Source organism: Winogradskyella aurantiaca, assembly GCF_003362725.1.
Lineage (GTDB): Bacteria > Bacteroidota > Bacteroidia > Flavobacteriales > Flavobacteriaceae > Winogradskyella_A > Winogradskyella_A aurantiaca.
Map to the genome: position 1 here is coordinate 195054 of NZ_QKTV01000003.1, position 16477 is coordinate 211530.

At 36.9% G+C, this 16477-nt stretch carries 18 protein-coding genes; 6 read left to right on the forward strand and 12 right to left on the reverse strand.

Annotation, left to right across the window (positions count from 1 at the left end; genetic code table 11):
* Positions 1-40: 40 nt before the first annotated feature.
* Positions 41-940 (forward strand): sterol desaturase family protein, encoded by a 900-nt coding sequence (locus DN064_RS06970; RefSeq protein WP_115461916.1) that lies wholly within the window; start codon positions 41-43, stop codon positions 938-940.
* Positions 940-1734, forward strand: coding sequence for an SDR family oxidoreductase (locus DN064_RS06975; protein ID WP_115461917.1), 795 nt, complete (start codon positions 940-942; stop codon positions 1732-1734). Before DN064_RS06970 ends, DN064_RS06975 begins: the two co-directional genes overlap by 1 nt.
* Here the strand turns inward: DN064_RS06975 and DN064_RS06980 are convergent.
* From DN064_RS06980 to DN064_RS07015, 8 genes are all read right to left on the reverse strand, one after another.
* Complete coding sequence (locus DN064_RS06980) at positions 1731-2471, reverse strand: class I SAM-dependent methyltransferase (protein WP_115461918.1); 741 nt, start codon at positions 2469-2471, stop codon at positions 1731-1733. The genes DN064_RS06975 and DN064_RS06980 overlap by 4 nt on opposite strands.
* 15 nt (positions 2472-2486) lie before the next feature.
* Positions 2487-3392 carry a 1,4-dihydroxy-2-naphthoate octaprenyltransferase gene (gene menA, locus DN064_RS06985; RefSeq protein ID WP_115461919.1) on the reverse strand — a complete coding sequence of 302 codons (906 nt, stop codon included), beginning with the start codon at positions 3390-3392 and terminating at the stop codon, positions 2487-2489.
* A 15-nt stretch (positions 3393-3407) separates the two neighbouring features.
* A complete protein-coding gene (locus DN064_RS06990) occupies positions 3408-4247 on the reverse strand; it encodes a 1,4-dihydroxy-2-naphthoyl-CoA synthase (RefSeq protein ID WP_115461920.1) in 840 nt (279 codons plus the stop codon).
* A gap of 250 nt (positions 4248-4497) precedes the next feature.
* On the reverse strand, positions 4498-5328 hold the full coding sequence (locus tag DN064_RS06995) for a CvfB family protein (RefSeq protein ID WP_115461921.1): 831 nt from the start codon (positions 5326-5328) through the stop codon (positions 4498-4500).
* A gap of 74 nt (positions 5329-5402) precedes the next feature.
* A complete protein-coding gene (locus tag DN064_RS07000) occupies positions 5403-5744 on the reverse strand; it encodes a DUF2853 family protein (RefSeq protein ID WP_115461922.1) in 342 nt (113 codons plus the stop codon).
* Between the two features lie 57 nt (positions 5745-5801).
* Positions 5802-7478 (reverse strand): 2-succinyl-5-enolpyruvyl-6-hydroxy-3-cyclohexene-1-carboxylic-acid synthase, encoded by a 1677-nt coding sequence (gene menD / locus DN064_RS07005; RefSeq protein WP_115461923.1) that lies wholly within the window; start codon positions 7476-7478, stop codon positions 5802-5804.
* A gap of 36 nt (positions 7479-7514) precedes the next feature.
* On the reverse strand, positions 7515-8624 hold the full coding sequence (locus DN064_RS07010) for a chorismate-binding protein (RefSeq protein WP_115461924.1): 1110 nt from the start codon (positions 8622-8624) through the stop codon (positions 7515-7517).
* Between the two features lie 4 nt (positions 8625-8628).
* The gene (locus DN064_RS07015) at positions 8629-9054 is read right to left on the reverse strand and encodes a PaaI family thioesterase (RefSeq protein ID WP_115462068.1); all 426 of its coding nucleotides are present in this window, start codon (positions 9052-9054) and stop codon (positions 8629-8631) included.
* Positions 9055-9096: 42 nt separating this feature from the next.
* On the opposite strand from DN064_RS07015, the gene DN064_RS07020 reads away from it, so the two are divergent.
* Together DN064_RS07020 and DN064_RS07025 are read left to right on the forward strand one after the other, a co-directional pair.
* Positions 9097-9741, forward strand: a complete 645-nt coding sequence (locus DN064_RS07020) for an alpha/beta hydrolase (protein ID WP_115461925.1) — start codon at positions 9097-9099, stop codon at positions 9739-9741.
* Positions 9738-10319 carry a GNAT family N-acetyltransferase gene (locus DN064_RS07025; RefSeq protein WP_115461926.1) on the forward strand — a complete coding sequence of 194 codons (582 nt, stop codon included), beginning with the start codon at positions 9738-9740 and terminating at the stop codon, positions 10317-10319. The genes DN064_RS07020 and DN064_RS07025 overlap by 4 nt, the downstream gene beginning before the upstream one ends.
* 13 nt (positions 10320-10332) lie before the next feature.
* On the opposite strand, the gene DN064_RS07030 is transcribed toward DN064_RS07025, so the two are convergent.
* The 4 genes from DN064_RS07030 to dnaK all read right to left on the reverse strand — a co-directional run bounded on the left by DN064_RS07030 (position 10333) and on the right by dnaK (position 15097).
* Entirely contained in the window at positions 10333-11292 is a 960-nt protein-coding gene (locus tag DN064_RS07030) for an NAD(P)H-dependent flavin oxidoreductase (protein ID WP_115461927.1), read from the reverse strand.
* Between the two features lie 18 nt (positions 11293-11310).
* A complete protein-coding gene (locus DN064_RS07035; protein WP_115461928.1) occupies positions 11311-11823 on the reverse strand; it encodes a hypothetical protein in 513 nt (170 codons plus the stop codon).
* A gap of 42 nt (positions 11824-11865) precedes the next feature.
* Positions 11866-13089 (reverse strand): class I SAM-dependent rRNA methyltransferase, encoded by a 1224-nt coding sequence (locus tag DN064_RS07040; protein WP_115461929.1) that lies wholly within the window; start codon positions 13087-13089, stop codon positions 11866-11868.
* Between the two features lie 100 nt (positions 13090-13189).
* Positions 13190-15097, reverse strand: coding sequence for a molecular chaperone DnaK (gene dnaK / locus DN064_RS07045; protein ID WP_115461930.1), 1908 nt, complete (start codon positions 15095-15097; stop codon positions 13190-13192).
* Between the two features lie 172 nt (positions 15098-15269).
* Between dnaK and DN064_RS07050 the strand changes: the two genes are divergently transcribed.
* Both DN064_RS07050 and DN064_RS07055 read left to right on the forward strand, forming a co-directional pair.
* On the forward strand, positions 15270-15773 hold the full coding sequence (locus tag DN064_RS07050) for a dihydrolipoamide dehydrogenase (RefSeq protein WP_115461931.1): 504 nt from the start codon (positions 15270-15272) through the stop codon (positions 15771-15773).
* 46 nt (positions 15774-15819) lie between these two features.
* Entirely contained in the window at positions 15820-16236 is a 417-nt protein-coding gene (locus tag DN064_RS07055; protein WP_115461932.1) for a hypothetical protein, read from the forward strand.
* Positions 16237-16477: the final 241 nt, after the last annotated feature.

The window sequence follows — 16477 nt, forward strand, 5'->3', positions numbered from 1 at the left end:
CTATAAATTTTGTATTTTGTCCTGCAATTAAGCGTCTCAAATGCCCGATTTCCCTAACATTATCTTATTCGCTATCCCATTTTTTATTCTGGCCATGTTGCTAGAATTATATGTGACTCTAAAACAGAACATCAAAACCTATGAACCCAAGGATGCTTTCTCGAGTATAGCTATGGGACTGGGAAATGTATTTATTGGTTTTTTAAGTAAAGCATTAGTTCTTTTGGCATTGACATGGGTTTATAAATTCAGGATTTTTACCATTCCTGTCACCTGGTGGAGTTTTGTCCTAATATTTTTTGCAGATGACTTTTCCTATTATTGGTTTCATAGGATATCTCATGAATGTCGCCTATTTTGGGCATCTCATGTGGTTCACCACTCTTCTCAAAAATACAATCTCAGTACAGCTTTAAGACAAACCTGGTCGGGAGGTTTTTACACGTTTATATTCTGGTTGTGGTTACCTCTTTTAGGATTTCACCCAGCAATGATATTACTTCAAATGTCCATTAGTTTATTATACCAATTCTGGATTCATACAGAAACCATAGACCAAATGCCTAAATGGTTTGAAGCCATATTTAATACACCTTCACATCATAGAGTACATCACGGCAGCAACCCAATCTATCTGGATCGTAATCACGCTGGTATTCTAATTATTTGGGATAAAATGTTTGGAACCTTTCAACCTGAACTTAAAAATGAAAAAGTCACCTATGGTTTAGTAAAGAACATTAACACGTTTAACCCTATTAAGATTGCATTTTTAGAGTGGCTATATATGTTCAAAGATGCATTTACTGGACATAAATCCTTTAAAGATCGTCTTAATTACTTATTCAAACCACCTGGATGGAAGCATGATGGCAGTGGTAAAATAAGTAATGACCTAAGACGTGAGTGGTTAAACAACAAGCCAAAATCCACAAGGTAATGGCATTTTATAATAATAAAACCATTTGGGTCACTGGGGCTTCTAGCGGTATTGGGAAAGCATTGGCTGTCTTTTTATCACGGTATGATTGCAAGCTAATATTATCGGCCAGGCGTGAAGAAGTTCTAAATGAGGTTCGATTGGAATGTAACAATCCTGAGCGAGTGGCAGTACTTGCATTCGATTTAAAAGACTATAATTTATTTCCGGGTCTTGTTAAACAAGCAACTGATATGTTTGGGTCAGTAGACATTATGATTTTAAATGGCGGTATAAGCCAAAGGTCAGCCCTTATTGATACGGATATAGAGGTTGACAAACAATTAATGGAAATCGATTACCTAAGTAATGTGGCCTTAAGTAAGGCTTTATTGCCACATTTTATACAAAACAAATATGGGCATTTTGTAGTAGTAACTAGTTTGATGGGCAAATTCAGTTCCCCATTCAGATCCTCTTATTGTGGTGCTAAGCATGCCTTGCATGGTTTCTTTAACGCGTTGAGATTAGAGCATTATCGAGATAACGTGAAAGTTACCTTAGTTGGCCCTGGTTTTGTAAATACCAATATCGCTCGAAATGCATTAACAGAAGATGGTTCGTTGCAAGGACATCAAGATAAAAAAACAGAACAAGGGATGTCACCTGAGCTATTCGCTAAAAAAATGGCACGGGCTATAAGAAAGGGTAAGTTTGAAGTTTACATTGGTGGTTTTGAAAAGATTGGTGTGCTAGTCAGTCGGTTATCACCAAAGCTCATTCATACCATGGTAAAAAATATGCAGGTGCGTTAGGCATTGTTTTTCTCAACAATACAATAGGTACTAACACCAAAAGGAAATGAAATTTTTCCAAATAAGGGTTGTTCCGCTTTCAATATTCGATACATGATAGGGTTGAAAACTGAAAGACTTTCTAAGTCACCCTTTGCTTTTTTAGTTTCTGACGAACTCACTTTATTAAATTGCCTGTACAACCATATTAAAGGAAACAAAAATACATTCCAATAACCTGATTTTAATATAGTTACGTTTTTATATCTAAATAAGCTAATTAACTCTCTCTTTGTATAGCGTCTCTTATGATTATTTACCACATCGTGATCACTCCAAAGACTCATAAAGGCCGGAACAAAAATAATTAACTTCCCTTCTGGCTTAAGATGTGATAACCAGGTTTCAATTGCTTTAACATCATTTGACAAATGCTCTAAACAGTCTGAAGCTATGATGACATCAAACGAATGCTCAAACCTAAAATCCTGGGCATCTCCAACACTTACATTTTTAAGTCCGCGCGAATTGGCTTGTGAAACAGCTTTTTCACTAATATCGATGCCAAAAAGTTGATTTTGATCAAATCCATTCTTATGAAGATCTTCCAATAGTATCCCTGTAGAGCATCCAACGTCTAGTATACTTATTGATTTAGAATTCTTATTAAGAATATTACAAACAAGTTCACGCCTGCTGCGAAACCAAAAGTGTTTTGCCTCAAGATTATGATAGGACTGTTCAAATTGAGTATCCATCAAACCTAAGGTAAGCTAAAATAAAATATACCCAACCCCTAAAAGAAGTGAGAATAAAAAAGTGGACAAAGCCAGTACTTTTAACTGCTTATCAAACGCCTCTGGATTGTCAGTTTTAGAAATAATTCTAAGATGAATCAATAAGGGTATATAGGAAATAAATACCAGAGCATTATAACTAGAAACATAATAAAGGACAAAGAATAGAGCGGTTAAGAGCATCGCTCCGAAAACCAGGATATAATGATATTGCTTAGCCTTTTTTAAACCCAATTTTACAGCCACCGTTATTTTACCTGATTTCTCATCAGAATCAATATCTCTCATATTATTGAGATTAAGTACTGCCATACTCAACATTCCAAGAGATATGGCCGGTAACAAGACCACATGATCTAATTGCTTGACATTTAAAAAGTAGGTTCCTAAAACACTTAATAGACCAAAAAATATAAAGACAAAAACATCACCTAAGGCCTTGTATCCGTATGGAGAATCACCCATAGTATAGGTTATTGCCGCATAAACAGAGAATCCTCCCAGAGCTACAAATAGCAATACATAGAAGAAATTGGTAAAACCAAATGCAAAAAATAATAAAGCAAGAACCAAGAAAATGATAATTAGAATATTCATTTTAATAGCTTCCAGCATGTCCTGTGGTGAAATTGCTCCACTTTGGATAGCTCTTTTTGGACCAAGTCGCTCATTATTGTCAGTCCCCTTGACCCCATCACCATAGTCATTAGCAAGGTTTGAAAGAATTTGAAGCGCTGTAGTAACCATTAGAGCCAGGATAAAAACCCCCCAGTTAAACGCTCCGTTGTAATAAGCCATACAGGTTCCAATCACAACACCAGAAACAGATAATGGCAGTGTTCTTAATCGCATGGCCGAAATCCATGGTTTTAATTTACTCATAAAGTAACGATTGATTTAGGGGATCCACTTTTTCTCAAAATTAGGTTTTCTTTTTTCAAGAAAGGCATCTCTACCCTCCTTTGCCTCATCGGTCATATATGCCAATCTGGTAGCTTCTCCAGCAAAAACCTGTTGTCCAACCATACCATCATCTGTAAGGTTCATGGCAAATTTCAACATTTTAATTGAAGTTGGTGATTTGGCTAATATTTCCTGAGCCCATTTATAGGCTTCAGATTCAAGCTCATCATGAGGAACCACCTTATTAACCATACCCATTTCAAAAGCCTCTTGCGCAGAGTAATTCTTTCCTAAGAAGAAGATTTCCCTGGCTTTCTTCTGCCCAACCATTTTTGCCAGGTAAGCAGAACCATATCCTCCATCAAAACTTGTAACATCCGCATCCGTCTGTTTAAAAATAGCATGTTCTTTACTAGCGAGAGTTAAGTCACATACCACATGAAGACTATGTCCTCCGCCAACTGCCCATCCAGGTACAACGGCAATAACCGCTTTAGGCATAAACCGAATTAGTCGTTGTACTTCTAAAATATTGAGTCTGTGATAGCCATCTTCGCCAACGTAACCTTGATGTCCTCGAGCAGATTGATCACCACCAGAACAGAAGCTCCATACACCATCCTTAGTTGAAGGTCCTTCAGCACTCAAAAGTACTACCCCAATATTCACATCTTCATTAGCATCGTAAAAGGCATCGTATAATTCAGAAGTTGTCTTAGGACGAAATGCGTTTCTTATGTTAGGCCTGTTGAAAGCAATCCTTGCAACCCCATTGTATTTCTTATAGGTGATATCTTCATAGGATTTGGCAATTTGCCATGGAATATCTTTCATATTTCTCAATATTTTGAATGCAAAAGTAAGGAATAATAAACAATGATTTATGGGTTTAAATTCTACCCAAAATTGGAATATCATCCTATGTTACGATCTATAATATTGGATCATGGCATTACAGAAATTAGACTACCATATGACATCATCAATAAGAGGATTGACCTTATAATCAATTCTTCAATTATGTTTTAATAGTAAATAAAGGATTAATTGATTCTGTTAACTGAATCGCATACGATATAATTGTCTAAACCAGGTAAATACCATCAGGTTCTATACGAATTTGGCGTGCTTTGTACAAGGTCCCAATCGCTTTTTTAAAGCTCTTTTTACTCATCTCTAAAGTATCCTTAATGGCTTCAGGGTCAGATTTGTCATGAAGAGCTAGATGTCCATCATTATCTTGAAGAGCATCTAATATTTTTTGAGCATTAGGCTCGATACTTTTGTAACCAATTTGGCCAAGTACAATGTCAAGTTTATTATCAGATCTCACTTTCTTAACTACACCTTTTAGACGGTCACCAACATTTAATTCTGAATAAATGTCCTTTTGATAAATAAAGCCTCGATGCTTGTTGTTTACAATCACATTCATGCCTAAATCTGAAGGGTGTGAAATAATAACATTTACTTCATCAAATTTATCGACTGTTAAATTTGAGTTGTCTAAAAACTTATTAGTTCTGCTTGATGCCGCTAATCTATTAGTGCGTTCATCTAAATAACAATGTACCAGATACCAGCCTCCAGGTTTCATTTTAAAGACTTGTTCTTTAAACGGGCAAAATAATTCTTTTACCAAACCCCAGTCTAAAAAAGCACCATGCTTACTAACTTCGTTACAACGCAGAAGCGCAAAGCCACCGCGCTCAATGTAAGGTTTATCGGTGGTTGCAATAATACGCTCCTCATTATCTAAATAAACAAACACCTCAATTTCGTCACCAATATCAAACAACTGTGGGGCATACCTATTTGGAAGTAACACTTCATTGCCGTCTTCATCCCCTAAAAATAATCCAGGATCGGTATCTCTTAATATTTTAAGCTTCTTATATACTCCTAAGTCTAACATGGTGTAAAGGTATCTATATAATTAAGACTCGTAAAAAAAGCGTTAATTAATATTAACGCATTTAAGAAATTTCTTTAACGATAAATACTCTCTTTACCAAAATGCTTCACTAGCAGATAATACACCACAGCTCTATATTTAGTTCTGTTTGTTCGACCATAACGTTCCAAAACATCACTAATACCTTGATCCAGTGCTTCGGTATCTTCTAGACCCAATTTTCCAATTAAATATTTGGATCTAACAGTTTCTATTTCCTTGGCATCTGAACTTGAAACCGTAGACGAATCGAGGTTGTAAATAGATGGTCCTAATCCAATTGTTACTTTTTTAAGCAACTCAGTATCAGCATCTATGTCAAATTTATCTTTTAAATCTTTAACGTACTTGACTATAAGTTCGTCCCGTTTATTCATTTCTAATTTTCATTAAGGTTACAGTCTTTAAAGGTACTTATTTATGCGATTTTATAATCATTTAATAAATTCGAAATAATTCAATAGAACTTCATCGTTTAGTTGAGAGGGTGTAGACACTTCTAACAGCACAGGGGTATCTTCAATACGGAAAAAGGTCTTTAATTGATTATTTAAGTCAGCTTCATTAGACGCTGACAAATATTGAAACCCAAACATTTTGCATAGATGTTGTGCATTTAGATGGTGTTTAGTTTCAAAATACGTATCAAAATTATCAGTGTTTTTATGACCTGGAAGTATGCGGAAGATTCCACCTCCACTATTATTTATTAAAAGAATTTTAAAATTGTTGGGGATGTAATTGTTCCATAGTGCATTGCTATCATAAAAGAAACTCAAATCACCTGTTACAAAAAGGGTGGCTCTTCTTGAAACTACTGCTGCTCCAATCGCTGTACTCGTACTACCATCAATACCACTTGTACCTCTATTGCAAAACATACTTGAATTATGATTCCAACGAAATAACTGTGCATAACGTATGGTAGAACTGTTCCCCATTTGTATTAACAGGTCTTTAGGCAACTGTTGTAAAAGCATATGAAAAACCAAAAGATCTGAAAATGGAATCTCCTTCATATAGTCATTGTGCAACATATCTCGATGATTAGCGATTTTTTTCCAACTGGTTCTATAAGTGCTGTTATCAGTACTTTGAAGATTGGTTTTTATCTTTTTAAACCAGGCATTTGGTGACGCTGTAACATGCTCAGTTAAATAAAAGAAGGTATCATTGGCTCTATTTGTGCCTATATGCCAATGCTCTTTGGCAGGAAAGTCTCTTAGAAAGGCCTTTATTTTCTTTGATACCACCAGTCCACCCATAGTTACTAGAAGATCTGGCTGTAAGTCTTTAAATCCTGATTCGTTCAATGGCGCAATGATCTTATCAATGGATGGAAAAAACTCATCATTAACCAAATTAGATGTCGTTTCAGTAAAAACCATCAAACCATCATCTTGGGCTAAAAAATCAATTACTTCTTGATCCAATTCATTGGGATTTAGAACTCCAACCAGTAACATTTTCTTTTTACTAGTTTTCCATAGCTCGTTAAACCGCCTCTCCTGTTCAGAATCCAATTTAGAATGTTGCTCTTGTGTAAGAGCTTTAGGTAACGGAACTAGCAATTTATCCGTTCTTCCGTATAGAGGCTCGTTAAACGGCACATTGATATGGACGGGACCATTAGATTTTAAACATGTACTTAGCGTTCTTTCAATTTCGCGTGCATTGTGTTCTAATAGACCACTATCGATCCCGGACTTCAAATTAGCCGCTGCAACTACATGCTTACCATATACATTTTCTTGATAAATAGTTTGCCCATCTCCTATACCAATGCGGTCTTCTGGCCTATCGGCCGACAATACTACTAATGGAATATCACTAAAAAAGGCCTCAGAGATAGCTGGGTAATAGTTTAAGAGAGCACTACCAGAGGTACATAGAAGAGCTACAGGCTCTTGTAATTGTTGAGCTATACCTAACGCAAAGAAAGCAGCGCATCGCTCATCTACTATACTATAGCATTTAAAGCTTGGGTTAAAAGTAAAACCAATTGTTAGTGGTGCATTTCTACTTCCAGGAGAAATAACTATGTGTTGTATTTTATTGGCCTCACAATAGGCCACCACCATCTGGGCTAAGGGGATATTAGAATATTGCATCTAGAAAACAAAGATACGAATACCATAAGGATTGCCCTAAAGAATACTCATCATCGTGCCTGACTTTTCTACCGTCTCCAACCACTCTTGTAAAGGTTCAGATCCTGAAACAATTCCTCCGCCTACATATACGATACTGCCCTCTTTCTCAATTTCCATACAGCGAAGATTCACATATAATTCAGAGCTTTTAACAACTGATCGAAACACCTTGTTTTCTGTATTGCGTTTTTGAGTACTTCTTGAAGTGGAAGTTGTTTCGTTGATTACTCCAAGAAAACCCGTATAAAAACCTCTATCATAGGATTCATTATCATGAATGAATTTTCTTGCCAAATCCTTAGGGAAGCCACAAACAGCAGGTGTTGGATGCAATTTATATATCACTTCCGACAAGGAACAGTGTTCAGTCCTTAAACTAGCGGTAATCTCTGTTTTGAGATGTTTTAACTTACCCGCAAAAGATGTCCCAGGTTGGTCATAACTCACCTTAGATGCAATAGGTTCCAATTCTGAGACTATAAAATCAGTCACCAGTTGTTGCTCTTGAATTTCCTTTGAAGACCAATCTTGATCGGAATCAATTGGTAGTGTCCCTGCTAAAGCCACCGTTTTTAATTGATTGCGCTTTAAACTCAATAATTTTTCAGGAGTAGCTCCAAGCCAAAGCCCCACTTTAGGATGGTACCATAAATAAGTAAAAGCGTTGTGATATTTATGAAACAACCGATCAAAAAGTAAAACAGGAGAAACATCTGGTTTGTCGATATGAATGGCTCTTGACAATACAACCTTAGAAAGATCCGATGCCTGAATAGCTTCTATAGCTTTCTTAATAAGGTTTTGATATACGCCAGCGTCACTCTCATCATTAGATTTTTGTACTTGAAAAGATTCATCAATAGACGTTGAACCTTCTGCTGTTAAAATTCGAGCTTTATCCTTTGGTAGTACAACAGACGGAGATTCTAAATTAAATGGAGCGAATACAAATCCTTCCTCCTTAAATCCCCGAGATTCATACAGGTTATCATTATCCTGTAGCCAGACATGTATCTCTGGGTTATTTGGATAACTAAACACGACCATCGGCAGATCTCGATCGTAATGATTATTTACCTCATCTATAAGTGAGTCGTATTTCATCAAGCTACGGCGTCTTTGGGAGTGATACTGTTGATAATCTACATATTGAAATTAAATTATCATCATCATCAGTAACCCGAATATCTAATAATTGAGTTGTACGTCCTTTGTGAAGAAAAGTAGCCTTGGCATATACAAATCCATTTTTAACTGCTTTTAGGTGGTTTGCTATAATTTCAATACCTCTTACAAAGAACTTATCGGTATCTATAAACACATGAGAAGCAAACGAACCAGCACTCTCGGCTAAGGCTGCTGTTGCTCCGCCGTGAAGGAGCCCATCAGGCTGATGTACTTTGGGAGTTACAGGCATTCTAGCAATAACAAAATCATCACCAAAATCTATCATTTCAATACCTAAAGTTTCCAATAAAGTGTCTTTGGAAATAGCATTAGCTTTAGCCAGTAATTCTTTTTTCGATATTTGCATTAGGCTCTTTCTTTTTAGCCTAGCAAAAATACTTAAAGTCCTATGAATACCCATTTGGAAGAAAAAGAAATACACTTCACGGCAAAAAACACTTATTCAACCCTCAACCAGCTAACCGATTCAACGGAAAATATTTGGTTTGTGTGTCATGGTATGGGGTATCTAAGTCGGTATTTTTTAAAATACTTCAAGGAATTGGACCCTAGTAAAAACTACATTGTAGCGCCCCAGGCCCCAAGTAAATATTACCAACAGCCAAAAATGCATGTGGGTGCCAACTGGCTCACAAGAGATAATACAAATATGGGTATGGAGACCATCATCAATTACTTCGATGCGGTATTTGAGGCCGAATCCTTAAATCAATCCTCTAACTTAATTGTTCTGGGATATTCTCAAGGGGTAAGTGTAGCCATGCGTTATTTAGCGAAACGACAACTTCAATGTCAACACCTCGTTCTGCACTCAGGTGGTATACCAAAAGAACTGCAAGCTTCAGATTTTGATTATATGAACACCAATACAAAAGTGTCACTGGTTTATGGAACAGAAGATGAATACTTAAATAAGGATCGAATAGCAAACGAATTAGCTCGCGCTCAAGAACTATTCAATCAAAGACTGCATGTCGAACGCTTTAAAGGGCCTCATGTGGTTAATGTATCATTTATTAAAAGCCTGGCATGATTTCTCCAATTTTAGAAAACGACCGTGTTAAACTTAGTCTGTTGGATCTTAGCAACTATGAACAGTTACTTGACATTTCACAGCAAGACAATCTAATTTTTTATTCTCCTTCCGATATATCAAGCCCTGAAAAACTAAGAGACTATGTGAGTCTAGCAGTAGATGGGTACTACCATAAGACCACGATTCCATATTTAATTTTCGACAAGAAGTTTCAATCCTATGCAGGGTCTACACGATTTGGTCTAATTAATTGGCACCATAAAATCCTTCACATAGGATGGACATGGATTGGTAGGCAATTTCACGGTTCTGGTTTAAACACCCATATGAAGTACCTAATGCTTGAATACGCTTTTGAGACTTTGGATTTTGAAAAAGTAGAATTTCGAATCGATGAGCGAAATCTTCGGTCGCGACGAGCTGTTGAAAAATTGGGAGCCCAATTAGAAGGTGTTTTAAGAAAAGATACTCTTATGACGGATGGATACCGCAGAAATACCTGTTGCTATGGGATTTTAAAATCAGAATGGCCCGACATCAAAAAGTCGCTCTTAAAACTCATATCTTCTAAATAATTGAATCTAACAGTTAAGCTGCCGTAGTTAAATTGGCAATAATTTGTTTTACTGGAAGAATTTGCCTGGTATGCTCAATACTTGGACCCGCAACCCAAACGGTTTTGTAAGTGGCTTTTTTAGCTGCTTTTTCCGTCGCCCTCATTCCTATTGAGAACCGGATCATTTTAACCCATTTCTTTAGCTTTCTATTTTTATTAAGTAGCCGCTCAATCCATGGAGACTTAGTGCCAATTTTTTGGACATAGGGTGTATTTATAACTGTACATGGAGTGCCAGAAATACGTTCTGTCATTATAATATCATTTGCGCCATAATCCACACAAGCTTGCTTGTACTCTTCTGTTACCTCCGCTTCAACAGAAGCTATAAAGGGTGATCCTACCGACACACCAGCAGCACCATAGCCCAACATTTCATCTATATCTGCTTTGCATCCTACTCCACCCGCAGAAATCACAGGTATATTACAGTTCGACTTTAATTGTTTGATTAATTCTTCTGGACCAAGATTTCCGCGATGCCCACCTGCCTCATTGTTAACAGCAATCACAGCATCGGCTCCTAAACCTTCTACCTTCTTGGCAAACTTTAAATCGGTAACATCACAAAACACCTTAATACCTGCTTTATGTGCCTCTTTAATTGTTTCTTCCGGGCTTCCCAAGGAAGTGATAATAAAGTCGCAACCTTCCTCACATAATACCGCCAATTGACCTTTATATTTTATGTTAGATTTATTGACAATAAGGTTAAAGCCAAAGGCCCCATTAGGTGTTTTAGACATTTTTAGTTCTCTAATAGCATTTCTTAGTTCATCTAAGGTTCGGTAGTTTAGAGCTGGAATGCAACCGGCAATACCAGCTTCCATAGCCGCTTTAACCATCGCAGTATTAGACACCAAAAACATGGGTGCCTGAATAATGGGGTGTTCTATTTGTAACAAAGAAGTAAGCATATTCTTAGAGGACATATTATTAATAATTGAGTTTTATAAACGGGACAATTCAATTTCAATGTCTACCGTTCCGTTTGCTGAGATGGGGCCTTCTTCTAAAACAATTTCTTCTTCAAACTCCAAAATAATACGATCATTAGAAATAATTTCCACATCTACAGTTATGGTCTCCCCATTCTCAGTCATACTGAGGTTTCCATTTTCATAAACCCAGGAGCCATCCCCAAATACTTCCAAATCTTCTTGAACTTGTTCACCAATCAAGGTACACTCGTTTAAAACTGAAAAGGTACCATCGGCGCTGTACTCATTTGGTCCATCTGTAAACGTAATTAAGAAGTTAACGTCAAAACCTTCTCCATCACAGATCACTGGAATCTGCTCACCGGCAATTTCAACTACAGCACTAGTATCAAAATCTACGGCAACTCCTTGCCAGACTCCAACCATATTAAAGTCTTCATCTGGATTGCTATCATCACTCGAGCTGCAGGAAACTATTAAATAGAACGAAATTAAAAGAATAAAAATTTGGGATGGTTTCATAACTGAATTTTGTTAAAACTATAAAAAATTATGAGTATGCCCTTATGGTAGTTGTAAATAAATCGATTTTAAATACGCTGCTTCCGCAAATCCAATTGGATGGTCCACATCATGCGTGGTGGTTTTAATAATCTTGTAGGTTCTTCCTGTTTTCAAGATGGCGTTTAAGGATGTTTCAACAAACACATCTTTACTAACACGTGATGAACACGATGCTAAGACAAGAATTCCATTTGCTTTCGTTAATTGCGCCCCTAACTTGGCCAGTTGTGCATACTTTTTCTTGGCAAGATTTACCTCGGATTGTTGTTTGGCAAAGCTTGGGGGGTCAATAACTACGAGATCATAACTAATTTTTTGTTCAATCATTTGATTTAAAATCTCAAATGCATCACCAGCAAGTGTATGGTGTTTTCCTTCGTGAGCATTTAAACTTGCATTAAATTGAGCAACTTCCAGTGCCTGAGCACTTATATCAATGCTTTTAACCTCTTTTGCCCCATTGGCAAGCGCATGAACTGAAAATCCTCCCGAATATGAGAATACATCTAATACGGTTTTTCCCCTACTCATCTCACCCACTCTTTTACGATTATCTCGATGATCTAAAAAATAGCCTGTTTTATGACCTTTAATAACATTGGCTGAAAATCTAACCCCATGCTCTCTAAATACGACGATCTCATCCTCTAATTCACCATAAACAATCATACCGTCATTGAGATTGTGCCGATCTGATTGTTGAAGTTTTCTACTAAGGCGCAGTACAACAGTTTTACACTCAGTAATCTCAATTAAACTGTCCAAAAAATCAGAAAAGTAGGGAAACCAAATTCCCGAATAGAATTTGACTACTAGTACTTTATCATACACATCAGCTATAAGCCCAGGAAACCCATCACTCTCACCAAATAGCAGTCGGTAACTATTGGTGTCTGTTTCTAGTAAGGGATGACGTTTACTGTAAGCTTTTTGAACTTGATCTTTAAAAAATTCAGCATCTATCTGTTTGGACTCACTACCGTTATAGAGCATTTTTATGCGAATATCAGAATCCTTATCGTAGAGTCCAATACCGATAAACTTATTACCCGATTTTCTAAAAATCACTGCCAAGTCTCCTGTTTCGGGAGGTTTATTAATTTTTTGAATACTATTAGAAAAAATCCAGGGATGCCCTTTTAAAACATATTGCTCACCTTTAGCACTAAGCTTAACGGCAAGTCTTTTTGGTTGATAGATTGTGAAACTTTGAAAACTCTTCATGGTCTTAGACAAAAATACCTATTGTACCGCATTGAAAAGTGGATTCCATAAAAAAAAGCCCAACTAAAAGTTGGGCTTTTACAATTTATATAGGGATAAATTACTTCACCTCTTCAAAATCTACATCTTCCACATTGCTGCTTTCATCGGCCTGACCGTTTTGACTTGCATCTGGTCCTGGCTGCGCACCACCTTGTTGTGCTTCAGCTTGTGCTTTGTACATTTCCTCACTGGCAACTTTCCAGGCCTCATTGATCTTTTCTAATGCTGGATCAATAACGGCTAGGTCCTTAGTCTCATAAGCTTTCTTCAACTCTTCAAGAGCAGCTTCAATTGGTTGCTTCTTATCATCAGATAACTTATCACCAAACTCCTCTAATTGCTTCTCGGTTTGGAAGATCATGGCGTCTGCCTGATTTAATTTATCAGCAGTTTCTTTAGCCTTAGCATCTGCTTCTGCATTAGCCTCAGCCTCAGCTTTCATTTTCTCGATTTCTTCCTCTGTTAATCCTGAAGAAGCTTCAATTCTAATGTCTTGTGACTTTCCAGTAGCCTTATCTGTTGCCGATACTTTAATAATACCATTAGCATCTATATCAAAGGTTACCTCAATCTGTGGTGTACCACGTCTAGCTGGTGGAATACCATCTAAATGGAAACGACCAATAGTCTTGTTGTCAGCAGCCATAGGGCGCTCTCCCTGTAGTACATGGATCTCTACGGAAGGCTGATTATCAGCTGCTGTAGAAAACACTTGTGACTTCTTAGTTGGAATGGTCGTATTCGCGTCGATCAATTTAGTCATCACATTACCCATAGTTTCAATACCTAGTGATAAAGGAGTCACATCTAAAAGAAGTACATCCTTAACATCACCCGTTAAAACTCCACCCTGGATACCAGCACCAAGAGAAACAACCTCATCTGGATTTACTCCCTTACTTGGAGCTTTTCCAAAGAAACTCTCAACAGCGGCTTGAACTGCAGGAATACGTGTAGAACCACCAACAAGAATAATCTCATCAATATCACTCTTAGAAAGACCTGCCGCTTTAAGCGCAGACTCACAAGGCTCGATCGTACGTTTTACCAAGTCATCGATTAATTGCTCAAACTTAGAACGTGTTAAGGTTCTAACTAAGTGCTTAGGACCACTAGCAGTCGCTGTTATATATGGTAAATTGATCTCTGTTTGCGCAGATGAAGACAACTCAATCTTAGCTTTCTCAGCAGCCTCCTTAAGACGTTGTAAAGCCATCGGATCTTGTGTTAGATCCATATTTTCATCAGCCTTAAACTCATCTGCTAACCAGTTGATAATACGCTCATCAACATCATCACCACCTAAGTGTGTATCACCATCGGTAGATAATACTTCAAATACACCATCCCCTAATTCAAGGATAGAAACATCATGGGTACCACCACCAAAGTCAAAAACTACGATTTTTTGATCTGTTCCTTTCTTGTCCATACCATAAGCCAATGCCGCAGCTGTAGGCTCATTGATAATTCTCTGTACCTTTAAACCAGCAATTTCTCCGGCTTCTTTAGTAGCCTGACGCTGTGCATCGTTAAAGTAAGCTGGTACGGTAATTACCGCCTCACTTACATCCTGGCCTAAATAATCCTCAGCTGTTTTCTTCATTTTCTGAAGAATCATTGCTGATAATTCCTGAGGGGTGTATAGTCGACCATCGATATCCACTCTTGGAGTATCGTTATCACCTTTTACCACTTTATACGGTACGCGTTCTGCTTCATTTTTAGATTCAGAATACTTGTTACCCATAAAACGCTTAATAGAATAAACCGTTTTTGTTGGGTTGGTCACGGCTTGTCTTTTCGCCGGATCGCCCACTTTTATTTCACCACCTTCTACAAAGGCAATTACTGAAGGTGTGGTACGCTTACCTTCTGCATTAGGAATTACAACAGGCTCATTACCTTCCATTACTGAAACACAAGAGTTGGTTGTTCCTAAATCGATTCCAATAATTTTACTCATAATATCTTTATACTTAATTGTTGCGATTTAATTTATAACTCGGTCAACAAAAGTCAAGTATTATGCCATGGACTAAAATGTGACATGATGTCAGCAAAAAAAATGAAGGTATTTCTTGAAGGAATTATTTTTTGGTACGGCATTTGATATCTTTAACCGAAAATACATACTTATGAAAAATTTATACTCCTTGTTAACCGTGTTTAGTTTATTGTTTATTGCCTGTGAAGGCCCTCAGGGAATTCCGGGACCTCCAGGATCTCCGGGTCAGGATGGCGGTGTCTTTGTAGCACAGTCTTTTGAAGTGACAGAGGATTTCTTACCACCCTCTTACCAATTTACAGTTGAAGTACCTTTAGATATCGAATTATTTGAGAGTGATATGGTTTTGGTTTACCATCTAGTAGGAATTGTCGATGGCTTCGATGTATGGAGAATTCTTCCAGAGACTGTTTATATTGAAACAGGTGAAGAATTCCAGTATAACTATGAGCATAATTTTGATTTCGTAACCATCTACATTGATGCTCCGGCAACCTTTAATTTTAATGATTTACTGCCTTCAGAAACCTTAGGTCAGACCTTCAGAGTTGTGGTTCTTCCAGTAGATTTCGCAATCGATAATAATATTGACGTCGCCAATTTTGACGAAGTACTTCCCTATATTGAGAACTAATAAATAAACCCACCTATTTGGTGGGTTTTTATTTAATGTATTTCTAATGAATCAGTACCCCAAGATTGTTAATGTTTTAATATTATTAACTTTTTCACTCCCGTCAATTAGTCAAATTGAGCTACTTCCCAGGGCAATTTCATCCCTAGAAATTTCAAAATCTGATGTGTATAATAGATTGTGTCATGTTAAGAAATTTGAATTTGGTTCTGTTGTATTTCTATCGGAATTAATAATACAAGAAGACGATTATCTGAAGCTCAAAGGACATATTCTTTTGTATGGAACTAACCAAAAATTAACAGCAAAGCACACTTTAAAAGAGCCACTATATATTGATGCTGTAAACATTGCTACTGTAAGAGTTGCGAAAAGCCCTTTCTTCCTGGCAAAACAATTTTTGGAATTTATTTCACATATGAAGGCCCTAGTCGAGTCAATCCTTTTCAGGAAATTTTTCTAGATGTTTTTGAAATAAGAGAAGACAATATCAAACCAATTGTTAACCAGCTAAATATTAAGTCAAAGATTGGAACATCTAATGGTAGTTTCAATTGGAGATATACAAATAAGAGAACCACTTTATTTACAGTTAAACAAAGCCTAAATGAATATCAAGAAATTGTTGCCATTGATTCTTTATTAACCTACCGTATAAAACAAGGGGTGGAAAAATTAATTTCTATTGAGACCAAATCAGATAC